At 68.5% G+C, this 15,068-nt stretch carries 16 protein-coding genes; 11 read left to right on the top strand and 5 right to left on the bottom strand.

Annotated elements, in window-relative coordinates; genetic code table 11:
- The first annotated feature begins 9 nt into the window (after positions 1-9).
- From E5CHR_RS17680 to fabG, 3 genes are read left to right on the top strand one after another with little or no spacing between them, the layout of a single operon-like run.
- Entirely contained in the window at positions 10-771 is a 762-nt protein-coding gene (locus E5CHR_RS17680; protein ID WP_162581051.1) for a class I SAM-dependent methyltransferase, read from the top strand.
- Entirely contained in the window at positions 768-1,229 is a 462-nt protein-coding gene (locus E5CHR_RS17675) for a hydroxymyristoyl-ACP dehydratase (protein ID WP_162581050.1), read from the top strand. The genes E5CHR_RS17680 and E5CHR_RS17675 overlap by 4 nt, the downstream gene beginning before the upstream one ends.
- Positions 1,230-1,242: 13 nt before the next feature.
- A complete protein-coding gene (gene fabG / locus E5CHR_RS17670) occupies positions 1,243-1,974 on the top strand; it encodes a 3-oxoacyl-ACP reductase FabG (RefSeq protein ID WP_162581049.1) in 732 nt (243 codons plus the stop codon).
- 32 nt (positions 1,975-2,006) lie between these two features.
- Here the strand turns inward: fabG and E5CHR_RS17665 are convergent, their stop codons facing one another.
- The 4 genes from E5CHR_RS17665 to E5CHR_RS17650 all read right to left on the bottom strand — a co-directional run bounded on the left by E5CHR_RS17665 (position 2,007) and on the right by E5CHR_RS17650 (position 6,136).
- Complete coding sequence (locus E5CHR_RS17665; protein WP_162581048.1) at positions 2,007-2,783, bottom strand: glycosyltransferase family 2 protein; 777 nt, start codon at positions 2,781-2,783, stop codon at positions 2,007-2,009.
- Positions 2,750-3,568: a lysophospholipid acyltransferase family protein gene (locus E5CHR_RS17660; RefSeq protein ID WP_232062100.1), complete on the bottom strand. Its 819-nt coding sequence runs from the start codon at positions 3,566-3,568 to the stop codon at positions 2,750-2,752. The genes E5CHR_RS17665 and E5CHR_RS17660 overlap by 34 nt, the downstream gene beginning before the upstream one ends.
- Positions 3,565-4,608 carry a chorismate transformation enzyme, FkbO/Hyg5 family gene (locus E5CHR_RS17655; RefSeq protein ID WP_174255723.1) on the bottom strand — a complete coding sequence of 348 codons (1,044 nt, stop codon included), beginning with the start codon at positions 4,606-4,608 and terminating at the stop codon, positions 3,565-3,567. The genes E5CHR_RS17660 and E5CHR_RS17655 overlap by 4 nt, the downstream gene beginning before the upstream one ends.
- Positions 4,609-4,774: 166 nt before the next feature.
- Positions 4,775-6,136: an NAD(P)/FAD-dependent oxidoreductase gene (locus E5CHR_RS17650; RefSeq protein ID WP_162581047.1), complete on the bottom strand. Its 1,362-nt coding sequence runs from the start codon at positions 6,134-6,136 to the stop codon at positions 4,775-4,777.
- A gap of 169 nt (positions 6,137-6,305) precedes the next feature.
- Here E5CHR_RS17650 and E5CHR_RS17645 point away from each other — a divergent pair, with 169 nt between their 5' ends.
- Genes E5CHR_RS17645 through rng form a run of 8 tightly spaced genes read left to right on the top strand, consistent with a single transcriptional unit; the run spans position 6,306 to position 13,149 of the window.
- Complete coding sequence (locus E5CHR_RS17645) at positions 6,306-7,031, top strand: YebC/PmpR family DNA-binding transcriptional regulator (protein WP_162581046.1); 726 nt, start codon at positions 6,306-6,308, stop codon at positions 7,029-7,031.
- Positions 7,032-7,055: 24 nt separating this feature from the next.
- Complete coding sequence (purD, locus tag E5CHR_RS17640) at positions 7,056-8,366, top strand: phosphoribosylamine--glycine ligase (RefSeq protein WP_162581045.1); 1,311 nt, start codon at positions 7,056-7,058, stop codon at positions 8,364-8,366.
- Between the two features lie 17 nt (positions 8,367-8,383).
- On the top strand, positions 8,384-9,280 hold the full coding sequence (gene hemF, locus E5CHR_RS17635) for an oxygen-dependent coproporphyrinogen oxidase (RefSeq protein ID WP_232062099.1): 897 nt from the start codon (positions 8,384-8,386) through the stop codon (positions 9,278-9,280).
- Positions 9,271-9,888, top strand: a complete 618-nt coding sequence (gene nadD, locus E5CHR_RS17630) for a nicotinate (nicotinamide) nucleotide adenylyltransferase (protein WP_162581043.1) — start codon at positions 9,271-9,273, stop codon at positions 9,886-9,888. Before hemF ends, nadD begins: the two co-directional genes overlap by 10 nt.
- On the top strand, positions 9,888-10,538 hold the full coding sequence (gene rsfS, locus E5CHR_RS17625; protein ID WP_162581042.1) for a ribosome silencing factor: 651 nt from the start codon (positions 9,888-9,890) through the stop codon (positions 10,536-10,538). Before nadD ends, rsfS begins: the two co-directional genes overlap by 1 nt.
- Positions 10,535-11,002: a 23S rRNA (pseudouridine(1915)-N(3))-methyltransferase RlmH gene (rlmH, locus tag E5CHR_RS17620; protein ID WP_162575182.1), complete on the top strand. Its 468-nt coding sequence runs from the start codon at positions 10,535-10,537 to the stop codon at positions 11,000-11,002. The genes rsfS and rlmH overlap by 4 nt, the downstream gene beginning before the upstream one ends.
- Positions 10,999-11,604: a Maf family protein gene (locus tag E5CHR_RS17615; RefSeq protein ID WP_162581041.1), complete on the top strand. Its 606-nt coding sequence runs from the start codon at positions 10,999-11,001 to the stop codon at positions 11,602-11,604. The genes rlmH and E5CHR_RS17615 overlap by 4 nt, the downstream gene beginning before the upstream one ends.
- A gap of 18 nt (positions 11,605-11,622) precedes the next feature.
- The gene (gene rng, locus E5CHR_RS17610) at positions 11,623-13,149 is read left to right on the top strand and encodes a ribonuclease G (RefSeq protein WP_162581040.1); all 1,527 of its coding nucleotides are present in this window, start codon (positions 11,623-11,625) and stop codon (positions 13,147-13,149) included.
- 39 nt (positions 13,150-13,188) lie between these two features.
- On the opposite strand, the gene msbA is transcribed toward rng, so the two are convergent.
- On the bottom strand, positions 13,189-14,973 hold the full coding sequence (gene msbA, locus E5CHR_RS17605; RefSeq protein WP_162581039.1) for a lipid A export permease/ATP-binding protein MsbA: 1,785 nt from the start codon (positions 14,971-14,973) through the stop codon (positions 13,189-13,191).
- Positions 14,974-15,068 lie beyond the last annotated feature (95 nt).

The raw sequence follows: 15,068 nt of genomic DNA, 5'->3' as shown, positions 1-15,068 counted from the left end.
CCCGCCTGCATGAACGACAGTCTCTCGACCGACGCCGCCTGGCGTCAATTGCATGAAGCGGCCACCGCGCCGTACAAGAAAGCCGGCAGCTTTGCCTGGCACTTCGCGCGCGGCAAGCTCGGCCGGGACCCGGTGTTCCGCGGCCTGATCGAACGCGGCCTGATCGGAGATCGCCGCCGCCGCGTGGTGGACATCGGCTGCGGCCAGGGCCTGTTTGCCAGCCTGCTTTCGGCCATGGCCGGCATGCAGGCGAAGCCCCGCGGCTGGCCTGCCGCCTGGGCCGCCACGCCGGCCATGGCCGAATACACCGGCATCGAGCTGATGCCCAAGGACGTGGCGCGCGCTCAAGCCTCCATCGGCCACCTGGAGCCGGCGCCGCGCCTGGTCTGCGAGGACATGTGCAAGGCGGCACTGCCAGCCTGCGACCTGGTCGTGATCCTCGACGTGCTGCATTACGTGGACCACGCCGCGCAGGAAGGCGTGCTGCGCCGCGTGCACGGCGCGCTGCAACCGGGGGGGCGGCTGCTGCTGCGCGTGGGCGATGCGGCCAGCCGCCGCGGCTTTGCCGTCAGCCAGTGGGTGGATCGCACCGTCACCCGCATCCGCGGTCACCGCGTCTCGCCCACCTGGGGACGGACGCTGTCCGAATGGACGGGGTTGCTGCAAGGGCTGGGCTTCTCGCCGGTGCAGAGCATCCCGATGAGCGCGGGCACGCCTTTCGCCAATGTGTTGCTGGTGGCCGATCGGGCCCGGGAGTCATCGTCGTCATGAATGCAGTGCAACAGCTGGACCAGACCGGTATCGCGCGCCTGATCCCTCACAGCGGCAGCATGTGTCTGCTGGAGCGCCTCGAGGCGTGGGATGCCCACCACATCCATTGCACGACCGGCACGCACCGGCGCACCGACAATCCCCTGCGCACGGCGGGCGGCCTGCTGTCCCCCAATGCCATCGAGTACGCGGCACAGGCCATGGCCTTGCACGGGGGCCTCATTGCGCCGGAGGGCAGCGAGCCCTCGGCCGGCTTTCTGGCCAGCGCTCGAAACGTGCGGCTGGCCGTCGCGCGGCTCGACGAGGTCGACGGGCCGTTGCATGTGCATGCGCAGCGCGTCTCGGGCGACGCGAGCCAGGTCCTCTACGAATTCGCGGTGAAGGACGAAGCAGGGCGCGCGCTGGCCGAAGGCCGGGCGGTGGTCGTGCTCAACACGCCGCTTCCCATGCAAACCTGAAAGCGGATCTCTCATGAGCCTCAACGGAAAACGTGCATTGGTCACCGGCGCCAGCGGCGCGCTCGGCACGGCCGTCGCGCAGCGACTGGCGCGCGATGGCGCCACGGTGCTGCTGCATGCCAACTCCAGGCCCCAGGCCATCGAGGAACTGGCTGCCGCCATCACGGCCTCCGGGGGACAGGCCGAATGCCATGTCTTCGACCTCGGCAGCGACGAGGCCTGCAGCGCCGCCTGCGAGCGCATCCTGGCGGGCGGCCCCGTGCAGATCCTCGTCAACAATGCGGGCGTGCACGACGACGCGGTGCTGCCCGGCATGCGCGCGGCGCAGTGGCACAAGGTGATCGACGTTTCGCTCAACGGCTTCTTCCGCGTCACGCAGCCCTTGCTGCTGCCCATGCTGCGCACGCGCTGGGGCCGGATCATCAACATGTCGTCGGTGGCGTCCCTGACCGGCAATCGCGGCCAGGTCAACTATGCGGCGGCGAAGGGTGCGCTCAACAGCGCGACCAAGGCGCTGTCGCTCGAGGTCGCGGCGCGCGGCGTCACGGTGAATGCCATCGCCCCCGGCATCATCGCCTCGCCGATGGCCGAGGGCAGTTTCGACAAGGCCATGATCGACCAGCTGGTGCCGGTGAAGCGGGCCGGCAAGCCGGAAGAAGTGGCGGCGCTTGCGGGTTTCCTGGCCAGCGAGGAAGCGGCCTACATCACGGGACAGATCATCTCGATCAACGGCGGGATGGCCTGAGATCGATCGCGCGCTCGAACGGGCCTCGTTCGTCAGCGCTGGAACGGCGGCGCTCGCCGCACCCGGCGCAACAGCAGGCTTGGCAGGCGCAGCACGAACTCGGCCATCAGCCGCGTGTGCATCCACGTCAGCAGGGCGTTGTCGCGCAGATAGCGGAAGTGCGAGACCCCGCCTTCCTCGGCGCTGAGGTACTTGACAGGCGCATCGATGTTGACCGGCTTGACCCCTCGCCAGGCCAGGCGCACGACGGCCTCGGTGTCGAAGTCGAAGCGGCGCATCCACGGCTGGCGTTCCATGATGGCGATCAGCGGCGACACCGGGTAGACCCGGAAGCCGTAGAGCGAGTCCCCGACGCCGGCGAACATCGTTTCGAGCTGGGTCCAGCCGTTGGAGACCTTGCGCCCGCGCACGCGCAGCAGCGGTGCCGAGGCGTCGAAGACCGGGCGCCCCAGCACCATCGTTTCGGGCCGGGCCTGCGAGGCCTGCATGAAAGCGGGGATCAGGTCGGCCGGATGCTGTCCGTCCGAATCCATGGTGAGCGCGTGCGTGTAGCCCGCCGCTTGCGCTGCCCGCAGCCCGTGCAGCACGGCCGCGCCCTTGCCCTGGTTGTGCGGCAGCACCCAGACGCGCAGCCCGGGGTCGGCCGCAGCCATCTGTTGCAGCCGCTCGGCGGTGCCGTCGGTACTGCCGTCGACCACCACCCAGACCGGGTTCCATTGGGCGCGGGCCGCGCTGACGGTGGAGAACAGCCGTTCGCCAGTGTTGTAGCTGGGGATCAGGACAAGGTGGGTGCGCGAGGCTGCTGGCATGCGGGCTGCGCGTCGGTGGCGCGCTGTTCCGTGGGGTGTCTGAAATATTGTTCGATCTCGCGCAACAGCCGGTCGCTGTCCTGCTGGGGCGCGAAACGCCGGCCGAGCCGGAGCGTGAAGACGATCGGCAGCGGCGGCACGCGCCACAGCGGCCAGCCCTTGGCGAGGTAAGGCGAGTCGGTGTCGATGAACACGGTCTGGATCGGTGCCTGCGCCAGCTTGGCGATCAGCGTGACGCCCGGGCGAAAGGGGTTGAGCGGCGGCGTCCCGGTGCGCGTGCCTTCGGGGAAGATCACCAGCTGGCCGCCTGCCTTCAGGTCCTCGACCGCGAGCCGGACCATCGTGCGCGCTGAATCGTTGCGGATGTAGCGTGCGAGCCGCGCCCCGGCGCCGAGGAAGATGTTGCGCATCAGGTCGGCTTTCATGATGCAGGCGCTGCGCGGCAGGCGCGCCACCAGCAGCAGGGCATCGAGCATGGTCGGGTGGTTGGCGACGAAGATCACCCCGCGCTCTTCCCGCAGCGTGTCGAGGCAGCTGGCGTCGATGCGCATCATTCCTGCCGCCGAGGCGGTGCCCCAGAACGCACGGTAGGCCAGCGCGATGACGCGCCGGCCGAGTGCGCGGCCCGTACGCGCGGGCAGCACCGGGTAGAGCAGCATCGCGGCCAGGTTCCAGGTCAGCGAGATGATGCCCAGCAGCGCCAGCAGGGCGTACAGCAGCAACGCGAGCGGGAGGGAGAAGGTCCAGCGCAGCAGGCGCTTCATGGTGAGCCCGGTTTTGTTCACGCCTTGCCGGGCGTGCCCAATGAGCCGCCGGCGACGGCATGGGCTTCGATCTCCACCAGCAGCTCCTGGCGGCAGATGTCCGCTTCCAGGTGGACCGCGTGGCGCAGCGTGTGGGAATGGACGCCCAGCTTGCGCTCGAGCACCTCGCGCACGATCGGCGTGTCGGCGTCGTGGCGCACGTAGACCACTGCATCGATTGCGTCGACGCCGAAACGTGCGGAGCCGCGTTCGTTGGCGGCGGCGATCACGGCTTCGAGGTTGCGCAGCGTCTCCTCGGTCTGCGCACGCACATCGCCCAGATGCACTGTCTCGTGCCCGACGATGCTGGCGGTACCCGAGATGAACAGCGCCACGTTGCCGCCCCCGATTTCGGCCAGTGCGGCGCGCGAGAAGGTCGGCGAGCGCGGGCCATAGGCGGGCGGATAGTGGTACGCCGAGACCTGCCGTGGGTTTTCTACTGGCATGGGTGCCACGCGGCCGGCCAGGAAGCGGATGCACAGCGCACCTTGATGGATGCCCAGGGCACAGGCGGCCGGCGCACCTTCGAAGGCGGCTTGGCCGGACTCGACGAAGGCCTGCTGGCGGCCCAGGTTGAACTGGCGGTAGCGTTCGAGGCCGCCGCCGTCGGCGTTGATGCGCGGCAGGTAGTTCCAGATGCGCAGCACGTGGTTGCAGCCGGTCTGTGCGAGCGACTGGAACAGGTCGCGATAGGCGCGGTGGGCCAGCTCGGTCAGGCCGACTCCTTCGCGCGCCTCGTCGAGCTCGATGGCGCCCAGCATCCAGTGGCCGTCGCAGCGCCAGCGCACCCCGCCGGTGGTGCCGGATTCGATGGGTTCGCTGGCGTGCCACACGTCGGCCATCGCCCCGGCCTCGGAAAGCACGCGGGCGTTGACTGTGGGCATCCAGGACAGGTGATCCGGTGTGCCATAGCCCAGTGCGCCGAAAGGGGGAGGCCCGCCGGAGGACAGCGCCAGGCTTTCCGACAGCGACAGTCGCTCGACGCGCAGCGGCGGCACTCCGTTGAAGTCGCGCGCGCTCACAGAGCAGCCCCCACGCTTGTCACTTCGTGTACTGCGCTGCCCCCCCAGGGGGCCTTCGCGCCTTCGGGCGGCCGGGCGGCGCACGATAGCGCCCCCACGCTTGTCACTTCGTGTACCGCGCTGCCCCCCCAGGGGGCCTTCGCGCCTTCGGGCGGCCGGGCGGCGCTCACCGTGCCTCTACAACGTTTTCGCCGGCGAGCGGCCCGAGGTCGCGGATGTTCCGGCGCCGCCGCTGCCAGGACTGCCAGGTGCGCAGCGGATGGCCTGCGGACACCAGGTAGTACAGGGCCTTGAGCAGCCGCAGCGAACGCCAGATCGGCGTCTTGCCGTAGATGTCGCCGGCCAGCAGCGACAGCAGCGCTTCCTTCACGCGGAACGGGTTCTGCGGATACATGAAGAACTCGCGGATGGTCGGGTTGGTCACGCGGAAGATGAACCAGGAGAACTCGCGGGGGCCCCTGCGCATGTCACGCTCGAAGCGTTGCCGGGCCGCGGCCGCCTCGGCGGGACGGTCGAGCGCGGCAGCGACCACCTCGGCGCCCTCGAAGGCGCTGTACATCGCCAGGTACACCCCCGAGGAGAACACCGGGTCGATGAAGCTGTAGGCGTCGCCCAGCATCAGGTAGCGCTCGCCGCTGCAATGAGTGCTGGTGTAGGAGTAGTTGCCGGTGGCGTAGACCGCATCGTCGACCAGCGTGGCGTTGGACAGGCGCGCGGCGAGCTGCGGGCACAGCGCAATGGTGTCGGCGAAGAAGTCCTTCACCGGCTTGGTGCGCGACTTGAGGTAATAGGGCCAGCAGACGGCACCGACACTGGTGGTGCCGTCCGCCAGCGGGATGTACCAGAACCAGCCGTGCGCGAACCAGAAGATGGTGATGTTGCCCTCGAGCTTGCCCGGCAGCCGGTCGGCGTTCGTGAAGTGGCCGAAGAGGGCCGAGCTGTTGTGCTTGGGGTTCTTCTGCTTGGCCTTGAGTTTGTTCGACAGGAAGGTGTCGCGCCCCGAGGCGTCGAGCACAAAGCGGGCTCGCCAGCTGCGCGTGGCGCCGTCGGCGAGGCGGGCAGTCACGGTGGCGCCATCGGCGTCGAACTGGACGTCACGCACGTGGCAGCCTTCGATCGTCTCCGCGCCCCGGGCGGTGGCGTTGCGGAACAGGATCTCGTCCATCTCGGAGCGGCGAACCTGCCAGGCGTAGGGCATGGTCTTGTCCCAGGCGTCGGCAAACTCCACCATCGCGACGTGCTCGTGGTCGGGAGAGACGAATTCGACGCCCCACTTGGGCATGCCGATGCGCTCGATCTCCTCGCGCAGGCCGAGCCGGTCGAACAGCTGCACGTTTGCCGGCAGGAGCGATTCGCCGATGTGGAAACGCGGATGGTGCGCCTTTTCGAGCAGCACGACGTTGCGGCCCTGCTGCGCCAACAGCGCCGCGGCCGTGGAGCCGGCGGGACCACCGCCGATCACGAGGACGTCGCAGGCCTGGTGCGCGGGCGCGGCGGCTTCGGCATTCGTTGTTGGAGGAATATTCATGCGCTGTGAAGGGGATGGAAACCGGGAGATGCCCGTACTGACCTGGCGCATCAGCGGCGGATTATCCCAAAAAGGATCGATGCTCCCGCTGCAGGACGCGGGGCTGTCGTGCGCGCCCGACAGTAAACTCGCTACCTGCTTAGAAACACGAGATTGCGAGAAGACTGCCATGGCCGGACACAGCAAATGGGCGAACATTCAGCACAGGAAGGGCCGGCAGGACGAGAAGCGCGGCAAGCTCTGGACCCGTGCGATCCGTGAAATCATGGTTGCTGCAAAGGCCGGCGGCGGCGACCTGAGCGCCAACCCCCGGCTTCGGCTGGCGGTCGACAAAGCCAAGGCGGTCAACCTGCCGGCCGACACCATCAAGCGCAACATCGACAAGGCCACCGGCAACCTCGAAGGCGTGAGCTACGAGGAGATCCGCTACGAGGGCTACGGCATCGGCGGCGCTGCCATCATCGTCGACACCATGACCGACAACCGCGTGCGCACGGTGGCCGAGGTGCGCCATGCCTTCGGCAAGCACGGCGGCAATATGGGCACCGAAGGCTCGGTCGCCTTCCAGTTCAAGCATTGCGGGCAATTGGTCTTCGCACCCGGGACCAGCGAAGACAAGGTGATGGAAGTCGCGCTCGAGGCCGGCGCCGAGGACGTCGTGACCGACGAAGACGGCGCCATCGAGGTGCTGACGGCACCTGGTGACTTCGAGTCCGTGCGCGACGCCCTGGAGGCCGCCGGCCTCAAGCCCGAAGTGGCCGAGGTCACGATGCGTGCCGAGAACACCATCGAGCTCGCCGGCGAAGACGCCGCGAAGATGCAGAAGCTGCTCGATGTCCTCGAGGACCTCGACGACGTGCAGGATGTCTATCACAACGCGGCGCTTTCCGAGTAAGGAAGCGCCCATGAAAGCCCGCGAATGAAGGTACTGGTGATCGGGGGAGGGGGCCGGGAGCACGCACTGGCATGGCGACTGGCCCAGGCCGCGCGCGTGAGCCGCGTCTATGTGGCGCCAGGCAACGGCGGTACGCGCGCCGATTCGCGCTACGAGTGCATCGACATTGCCGAACCCGCGGCACTGCGGGCCTGGGCGCTGCAGGAAAAAATCGCGCTGACGGTCGTCGGTCCCGAGGCGCCGCTGGCGGCCGGCGTGGTCGACGAGTTCCGCGCGCACGGGCTGCGCATCTTCGGGCCGACCAAGGCAGCGGCCCAGCTGGAAAGCTCCAAGGCCTTCTCCAAGGCCTTCATGAAGCGGCACAAGATTCCCACGGCCGAGTACGAGGCCTTCACCCACCCTGCCGCAGCCCATGCCTACGTGGATGCCAAGGGCGTGCCCATCGTCATCAAGGCCGACGGTTTGGCGGCGGGCAAGGGCGTGGTCGTCGCGACGACGCTGGCGGAGGCGCACGAGGCGATCGACTTCATGCTCTTGGACAACAAGCTGGGCATCTCCCACAACGAAGGCGAAGACGGCAAGGCTTCGCCGCGCGTCGTCATCGAAGATTTCCTGCAGGGCGAGGAGGCCAGCTTCATCGTGCTGTGCGACGGCGTGAACGTCACGGCGCTCGCCACCAGCCAGGACCACAAGCGCCTGCAGGACGGCGACCAGGGTCCCAACACGGGCGGCATGGGCGCCTATTCGCCGGCGCCGGTGGTCACGGCCGAGGTGCATGCGCGCGCCATGCGCGAGATCATCCTGCCGACCATCCGCGGCATGGAAAAGGACGGGATCCCCTACACCGGCTTCCTCTACGCCGGCCTGATGATCGACGCCGCGGGCCATCCCAGGACGCTCGAGTTCAACTGCCGCATGGGCGACCCCGAGACCCAGCCAATCATGATGCGGCTCAAGTCCGACCTCTTCGAGGTGTTCTGGCACGCCACCGACGGCACGCTGGACCAGATCGAACTCGAATGGGACCGTCGCGTCGCGCTGGGCGTGGTAATGGCGGCGCACGGCTATCCGTTGTCGCCGCGCAAGGGCGATGCCATCCACGGCATTCCGCCCGAGGCGCCCGACGCGGTGGTCTTCCACGCCGGCACCACGTTCGAAGACGGCGAGCTCAAGACCAGTGGCGGACGCGTTCTCTGCGTCACCGTGCTGGCCGACAGCGTGAAGCAGGCGCAGCAGCGCGCCTACGCGCTGGCGGCGCGCGTCCATTTCGATGGCGCGCAGTACCGCAAGGACATCGGGCACCGCGCCGTTCAGGTGCGCACGCCCCACGGCTGATGCCAGACCCACGGCGAATGGTCGGCGACTACCTGCGCGGGCTGCAGCAGCGCATCGTGGCCGCGGTCGAGGCCGCCGACGGCACGCCTTGCCTGCGCGACCCCTGGCAGAAGGCGCCCGGTGAGCCGCTGCAGGGCAGCGGCCTGACCTGCATCCTGGAGGAAGGCGCGCTGTTCGAGCGTGCCGGTTGCGGCTTTTCGGAGGTGCGCGGCCCGAAGCTGCCGCCCTCGGCCACCCAGCACCGGCCCGAGCTCGCCGGCGCGCCCTTCGAGGCCATGGGCGTCTCGCTGGTGTTCCATCCGCGCAACCCCTACGTGCCCACGGTGCACATGAACGTGCGCATGCTGGCCGCGCTGCCGCCGCGGGGCGAGCCGGTGTGCTGGTTCGGCGGCGGCATGGACCTGACGCCCTGCTACGGCTTCGAGGAAGACGCGGTGCATTTCCATCGCGGCTGCCGCGATGCGCTGGCGCCGTTCGGCGCGGACAAGTACCCGCGCTTCAAGACCTGGTGCGACGAGTATTTCTTCCTCAAGCACCGCAACGAGCAGCGCGGCGTCGGCGGCATCTTTTTCGACGACTTCGCTGAGCTGGGCTTCGAGCAAAGCTTCGCCATGCTGCGTGCGGTGGGCGATGCCTTCCTGCCGGCCTACCTGCCGATCGTCGAGCGCCGCCGCGCCATGCCCCATGGCGAGCGCGAGCGCGCCTTCCAGCTCTACCGGCGTGGGCGCTACGTGGAGTTCAACCTGGTCTGGGACCGCGGCACGCATTTCGGGCTGCAGTCGGGCGGGCGCACCGAATCGATCCTGCTGTCGATGCCGCCGCAGGCCAGCTGGGCCTATCGCCGCGAGCCCGAGCCGGGCACGCCGGAAGCGGCACTCTACAGCGACTTCATCGTGCGCCGCGAATGGCTCTGAACCGGCTCCGTATCGGCGTGTTCGGCGGTGCCTTCGACCCGCCGCACAACGCGCATGTCGCACTGGTGCAGGCTGCGCTGGCGCAGCTGGGGCTGGCTGAGCTGCGCATCTTCCCGACGGGCGATGCCTGGCACAAGAAGCGCGCGCTGAGCGGCGGCGCCTCCCGCCTCGCGATGGCGCAGCTGGCCTTCGAGGCGCTGCCGGGCGCCGTCGTCGACGCACGCGAGCTGCGCCGCGCCGGCCCCACCTACACGCTCGACACCCTGCGCGAGCTGCAGCAGGAACACCCCGCGGCCGAACTGGTGCTGATCATGGGTGCCGACCAGGCGGCGTGGCTTCCCCAGTGGCACGGTTGGCGCGAGATCCTGGAAATGGCCGTCGTCGCGGTCGCTCGCCGCCCCGGCACCGCGGACGGAACCCCTTTCGATCCTCATGAACTGCCGGATCTTCCTCCCGGCGCCCGCTTCGAAAACCTCATGCTCGCGCCGATGGACACCAGCGCCACCGAAGTCCGGACGCGCGCCGCGCAGGGCCAGGACCTTTTTCAACTGGTTCCGCCGGCAGTTGCACGCTATATTGACCAACACCACCTCTACCGTTCCACCTGATGAGTACTGAAGCCGCCGCCAAGAAAGACACCCAGAAACTCCAGAGGGCCATCATCGATGGCCTCGAGGACGTCAAGGCGCAGAACATCCAGGTCTTCGACACCGAGCACCTCTCGCCGCTGTTCGAGCGCGTGATCGTCGCGTCGGGCACCTCCAACCGCCAGACCAAGGCGCTGGCTGCCAGCGTGCGCGATGCCGTGCGTGATGCCGGCTTCAACAAGCCGCGCGTCGAGGGCGAGGACAACGGGGAGTGGATCATCGTCGACTGCGGCGCTGCGGTGGCGCACATCATGCAGCCGGCCATCCGCCAGTACTACCACCTCGAGGAGATCTGGGGCGACAAGCCGGTGCGCACCAAGCTGGGCGCCGCGAAGCCGGCCGCTGCGCGGCCGGCCGAGGAGAAGCCGCCTGTTGCCGCCAAGACCTCGCCTTCGCTGAGGCGTTCCAGCGCAGCCAAGACAGCGCAGCGCGCGGCGGACGCGGCCGCCAAGCCCAAGCCGGCGGCCAAGAAGACATCGGCCAGGAAGGCACCGGCGAGCAAGGCGCCGGTCAAGACCGTTGTCGTGAACAAGGCACCGGCCAAGAAGGCTGCCGCCAAGAAGGCGACTCCGGCGAAGAAGGCGCCTCGCAAGACCACGGCGCGCGCATGAAGCTGCTGGTGGTCGCGGTCGGGCAGCGTGTGCCCGACTGGGCTCAGACCGCCTGGGACGACTATGCCAAGCGCTTCCCGCCCGAGCTGAAGCTCGAGCTGCGCGCCGTCAAGACCGAGCCGCGGGGTTCCAAGACCCTCGAGACCCTGTATGCCGCCGAGCGCGAGCGCATCGAGGCAGCCATTGCCAAGGGCATGCGCATCGTGGTGCTGGACGAGCGCGGCACGGCGCTCACCACCAAGGCCCTCGCGGCCCGGCTGCAGGCATGGCAAGGTGGCGGCGACGACGTCGCGCTGGTGATCGGCGGCCCCGACGGGCTGGACCCGGCCTTCAAAGCCGCGGCGCATGAGCGCATCCGGCTGTCAGACCTGACTTTGCCTCATGCAATGGCCCGCGTGCTGCTGGTCGAGCAGCTCTACCGGGCGTGGTCGGTCAATGCCGGCCATCCGTACCACCGCGAATGACCGACCCTTTCATCTATCTCGCATCCCAAAGCCCGCGCCGCGCGCAGCTGCTCGGCCAGCTCGGCGTAAGGCATGAGCTGCTGCTGGCCGGCCCCGAGGAAGACGCCGAGGCGCTGGAGCACGTGCAGCCCGGCGAATCGCCGACCGCCTACGTGCAGCGCGTCACCGCACTCAAGCTCGATGCAGCAGTGGCGCGCCATCAGCGCTTGGGACTGCCGCCGGCGCCCGTGCTGTGCGCCGATACGACGGTCGCCTTCGGCCGCACCATCCTGGGCAAGCCCGCGAATGCGCAGGACGCACAGCGCATGCTGGCGCTGCTCTCCGGCCGCACGCACCGGGTGCTGACGGCGGTGGCGCTGCAGCACGGGCGGCGTCGGGACGCCGCGCTCAGCGTGTCGCGAGTGCGCTTCGCCGCCATCGAGAAGCGGCGCATCGCGGCCTATGTCGCCAGCGGCGAGCCCGACGGCAAGGCAGGGGCTTATGCCATCCAGGGCAGGGCAGCTGCTTTCGTGGAGCACATCAGCGGCTCGCATTCGGGCATCATGGGGCTCCCGATGTTCGAGACTGCCCAGTTGCTGCGCCAGGCCGGCTTCGCGTTGTAGCAGGGCCGCGGAAAGAAGATGCAAGACATCCTGATCAACTGGTCTCCGCAGGAGACCCGTGTTGCGCTGGTGGAGCACGGCGCCGTGCAGGAGCTCCACGTGGAGCGCACGCTGGAACGCGGGCTGGTCGGCAACGTGTATCTCGGCAAGGTCTCGCGCGTGCTGCCCGGCATGCAGTCCGCCTTCATCGACATCGGCCTGGACCGCACGGCCTTCCTGCATGTGGCCGACATCGTCGCGCCTTTTACGCCCGGCTCGCGGCCGAGCGCCGCGGCACTCGATCGGGACGGGCGCAACGGCGGGGCAGCGGTCCCCATCGAAAAGCAGGTGTTCGAAGGCCAGTCGCTGCTCGTGCAGGTGATCAAGGACCCGATCGGCACGAAGGGCGCGCGCCTGTCGACCCAGATCAGCATCGCGGGCCGGCTGCTGGTCTTCCTGCCGCAGGACAACCACGTGGGTGTCTCGCAGAAGATTCCGCCCGATCTTCGCGATGCGCTGCGCAGGCGCATGCAGGCACTGATCGAGGCGGCCGCCGCGGCCGGCGCCGGCGGAGTGGTACCGGAGGCCACCGGCGGTTTCATCCTGCGCACCAACGGCGAGGATTCGAGCGACGCCGAGCTGGCGGAGGACATCGCCTACCTGCGCAAGACCTGGTCGCGCATCCGCGAGCTGTCCACCCGCATGCCGCCGATGTCGCTGCTCCACCAGGACCTGAGCCTGCTGCAGCGCGTGCTGCGCGACATGACCACCGAGGACACGCAGACCATCCGCATCGACTCGCGCGAGCAGTTCGACGCGCTGCTGAAGTTCGGCCTCGAGTTCATGCCGCAGGCGGCGGGCAAGCTGCAGCTCTACAAGGGCGAGCGTCCGATCTTCGACCTCTATTCGATCGACGAGGAGATCGCAAAGGCGCTCGGGCGGCGGGTTGAACTGAAGTCCGGCGGCTACCTGGTGGTCGACCAGACCGAGGCGCTCACCACCATCGACGTCAACACTGGTGGGTACGTCGGCGCACGCAACTTCGACGACACCATCTTCAAGACCAACCTGGAGGCCGCGCAAGCCATTGCACGGCAATTGCGCCTGCGCAACCTGGGCGGGATCATCATCGTCGACTTCATCGACATGGTGCGTGACGACCACCGGGAGCAGGTGCTCGCCGAGTTCCGCAAGCAGCTGGCGCGCGACCGCGTCAAGACCACGGCCGGCGGCTTTTCCCAGCTGGGGCTGGTGGAGATGACGCGCAAGCGCACCCGCGAGTCGCTGGCCCACATGCTGTGCGAGCCTTGCCTGGCCTGCAATGGCCAGGGCATCGTGAAGACGGCGCGCAGCGTGGCCTACGACGTGCTGCGCGAGATCCTTCGCGAGGCGCGCCAGTTCACGCCGCGCGAATTCCGCATCGTGTCGTCGCCGCAGGTGATCGAGCTGTTCCTCGACGAGGAGAGCCAGCACCTGGCCGGGCTGAGCGACTTCATCGGAAAGCCGATTTCGTTGCGGGCGGAGCCGGCGATGGGGCAAGGGCAGTACGACATCGTCCTGCTCTGAACGGAGCCGTGCCGCGGTGGGCGGAACATGCCGCAGGCCTCAGAGGCTCGGCTCGCTGCCCTCTGGCGCCGACCGCACCGCATTCGCCTGAAGCCGCGCATACAGCCCGTCCAGCGCCATGAGCTGTCCGTGGCTGCCCTGCTCGACGATGCGTCCGCGGTCCATCACCACGATGCGGTCGGCGTGCTGGATGGTCGAGAGGCGGTGCGCGACGATGAGCGTGGTGCGGTTGCGCATCAGCCGCTGCAGCGCTTCCTGGACCAGGCGTTCCGATTCCGTGTCGAGCGCGGATGTCGCCTCGTCGAGCAGCAGCACCGGCGCATCCTTGTAGAGTGCGCGCGCAATGGCGAGGCGTTGCCGCTGGCCGCCGGAGAGCTGGGTCGCGTTGTGGCCCAGTACCGTGTCGATGCCCTCGGGCAGGCCTTCGACGTGGACCGACAGGTTCGCGGCCTCGACGCAGGCGAGCACGCGATCGCGGTCGAGCTCGGCGCCGAGTGCCACGTTGGCGGCGAGCGTGTCGTTGAGCATGACCACGTCCTGGCTGACCATCGCAAACTGCGAGCGCAGGTTCTTGAGCTGCCAGTCGCCGACATCGTGCCCGTCGAGCAACACCTGGCCTGCGCTCGGGAGCACGAAGCGCGGCAGCAGGTTGACCAGCGTCGTCTTGCCCGAGCCGGAGGGACCGACGAAGGCCACCACCTCGCCCGGCGCAAGCGTCAGGCTGATGCCGTCGAGTGCGCGGGCTTCCTCAGCGCCGCGATAGCTGACGTTCACCGCGCGCAGCTCGATACGGCCGGTCACGCGCCGGGCCTGGAAACTGCCCTGGGATTCAGGCGGCACCTCGTCGATCAACGCAAGGCCACGCTCGAGCGCTGCGAGACCGCGCGTGATCGGGCTCGTCATGTCCGCGAGCCGCCGGATCGGCGCGATCAGCATCAGCATGGCCGTGATGTAGGCGACGAAGCCGCCCACGGTGAAGCCCTGCTTGCCGCTTTGCCAGAGCGCGATCATGACCACGGCGGAGAGCGCGACCGCCGCGACGATCTGCGTCAGGGGCGTGGTCGCAGCGGAGGCGATGGTGGACTTCACCGCCAGTCGGTGGAGATCGTGGCTCAGGCGGTCGAAGCGCTGGATCTGGCCGGCCTCGGCGTTGTGCAGCCGGACCATGCGATGGGCCAGCACGTTCTCCTCGACCACATAGGCCAGTTCGTCCGTCGCGCGCTGACCGAGCAGCGTGAGCCGGTAGAGCCGCTTGGAAAATGCCTTGATGATCCAGGCGACGCACGGCGCCAGCACGCCCACGATCAGCGTCAGCTTCCAATTGAGATACACAAGGTAGAGCAGCAGCGCGATCAGCGTGAAGCCGTCGCGCGACAGGCCCAGCAGCGCCTGCACGAGCAGCAGGGCGCCGGTCTGTACTTCGTACACCACCGTGTTCGACAAGGTACTGGCCGACTGGCGCGAGAAGAGGGCGAGCTCGGCGGCCAGCAGGCGCTCGAAGAGCACGCGCCGCAGCCGCTGCATCCCCTCGTTCGCAATTCGTGCGAGCGCGTACTGCGAAACGAACTGCGCCAGCCCGCGCACGGCGAACAACAGGATGACAGCGGCCGGAATGGCCCACAGCGGGAGCTGGCCGCGAGTGAAGCCGCGGTCGAGCAGCGGCTTCAGCATGGCAGCCATCAGCGGTTCGGTGACGGCCGCGATGAGGGCGCAGACGAGGCCCAGGGCCCACCAGTGGCGCGAGCCTCCGAACCAGGTCATGAGTCGCGCGAGCCGGCGCGTGAGAGGAGGGCGCGCCGACTCGGCGGCAGGGGAAGGCTGCATGGCGGCGGATTCTAAGTTCTCGCCTTTTGTAGGACCGCGCCGGCACATACACGTTTTGTGACGGATGGTGCATCGCAATGTGTACCATGTGGCCT

This window comes from Variovorax sp. PBS-H4, assembly GCF_901827205.1.
In the GTDB taxonomy this organism is placed as follows: Bacteria; Pseudomonadota; Gammaproteobacteria; order Burkholderiales; family Burkholderiaceae_C; genus Variovorax.
The sequence above is the reverse complement of the archived record's forward strand: the minus strand, read 5'-3'. Positions and strand labels throughout refer to the sequence as shown.

Coding starts and splice junctions, on each gene's coding strand:
- E5CHR_RS17645 (WP_162581046.1), top strand. CDS start 6,306: ATGGCCGGACACAGCAAATGGGCGAACATTCAGCACAGGAAGGGCCGG.
- rng (WP_162581040.1), top strand. CDS start 11,623: ATGCAAGACATCCTGATCAACTGGTCTCCGCAGGAGACCCGTGTTGCG.
- E5CHR_RS17665 (WP_162581048.1), bottom strand. CDS start 2,783: ATGCCAGCAGCCTCGCGCACCCACCTTGTCCTGATCCCCAGCTACAAC.
- E5CHR_RS17650 (WP_162581047.1), bottom strand. CDS start 6,136: ATGAATATTCCTCCAACAACGAATGCCGAAGCCGCCGCGCCCGCGCAC.
- purD (WP_162581045.1), top strand. CDS start 7,056: ATGAAGGTACTGGTGATCGGGGGAGGGGGCCGGGAGCACGCACTGGCA.
- E5CHR_RS17675 (WP_162581050.1), top strand. CDS start 768: ATGAATGCAGTGCAACAGCTGGACCAGACCGGTATCGCGCGCCTGATC.
- fabG (WP_162581049.1), top strand. CDS start 1,243: ATGAGCCTCAACGGAAAACGTGCATTGGTCACCGGCGCCAGCGGCGCG.
- msbA (WP_162581039.1), bottom strand. CDS start 14,973: ATGCAGCCTTCCCCTGCCGCCGAGTCGGCGCGCCCTCCTCTCACGCGC.
- nadD (WP_162581043.1), top strand. CDS start 9,271: ATGGCTCTGAACCGGCTCCGTATCGGCGTGTTCGGCGGTGCCTTCGAC.
- rsfS (WP_162581042.1), top strand. CDS start 9,888: ATGAGTACTGAAGCCGCCGCCAAGAAAGACACCCAGAAACTCCAGAGG.
- E5CHR_RS17680 (WP_162581051.1), top strand. CDS start 10: ATGAACGACAGTCTCTCGACCGACGCCGCCTGGCGTCAATTGCATGAA.
- E5CHR_RS17615 (WP_162581041.1), top strand. CDS start 10,999: ATGACCGACCCTTTCATCTATCTCGCATCCCAAAGCCCGCGCCGCGCG.
- hemF (WP_232062099.1), top strand. CDS start 8,384: ATGGTCGGCGACTACCTGCGCGGGCTGCAGCAGCGCATCGTGGCCGCG.
- rlmH (WP_162575182.1), top strand. CDS start 10,535: ATGAAGCTGCTGGTGGTCGCGGTCGGGCAGCGTGTGCCCGACTGGGCT.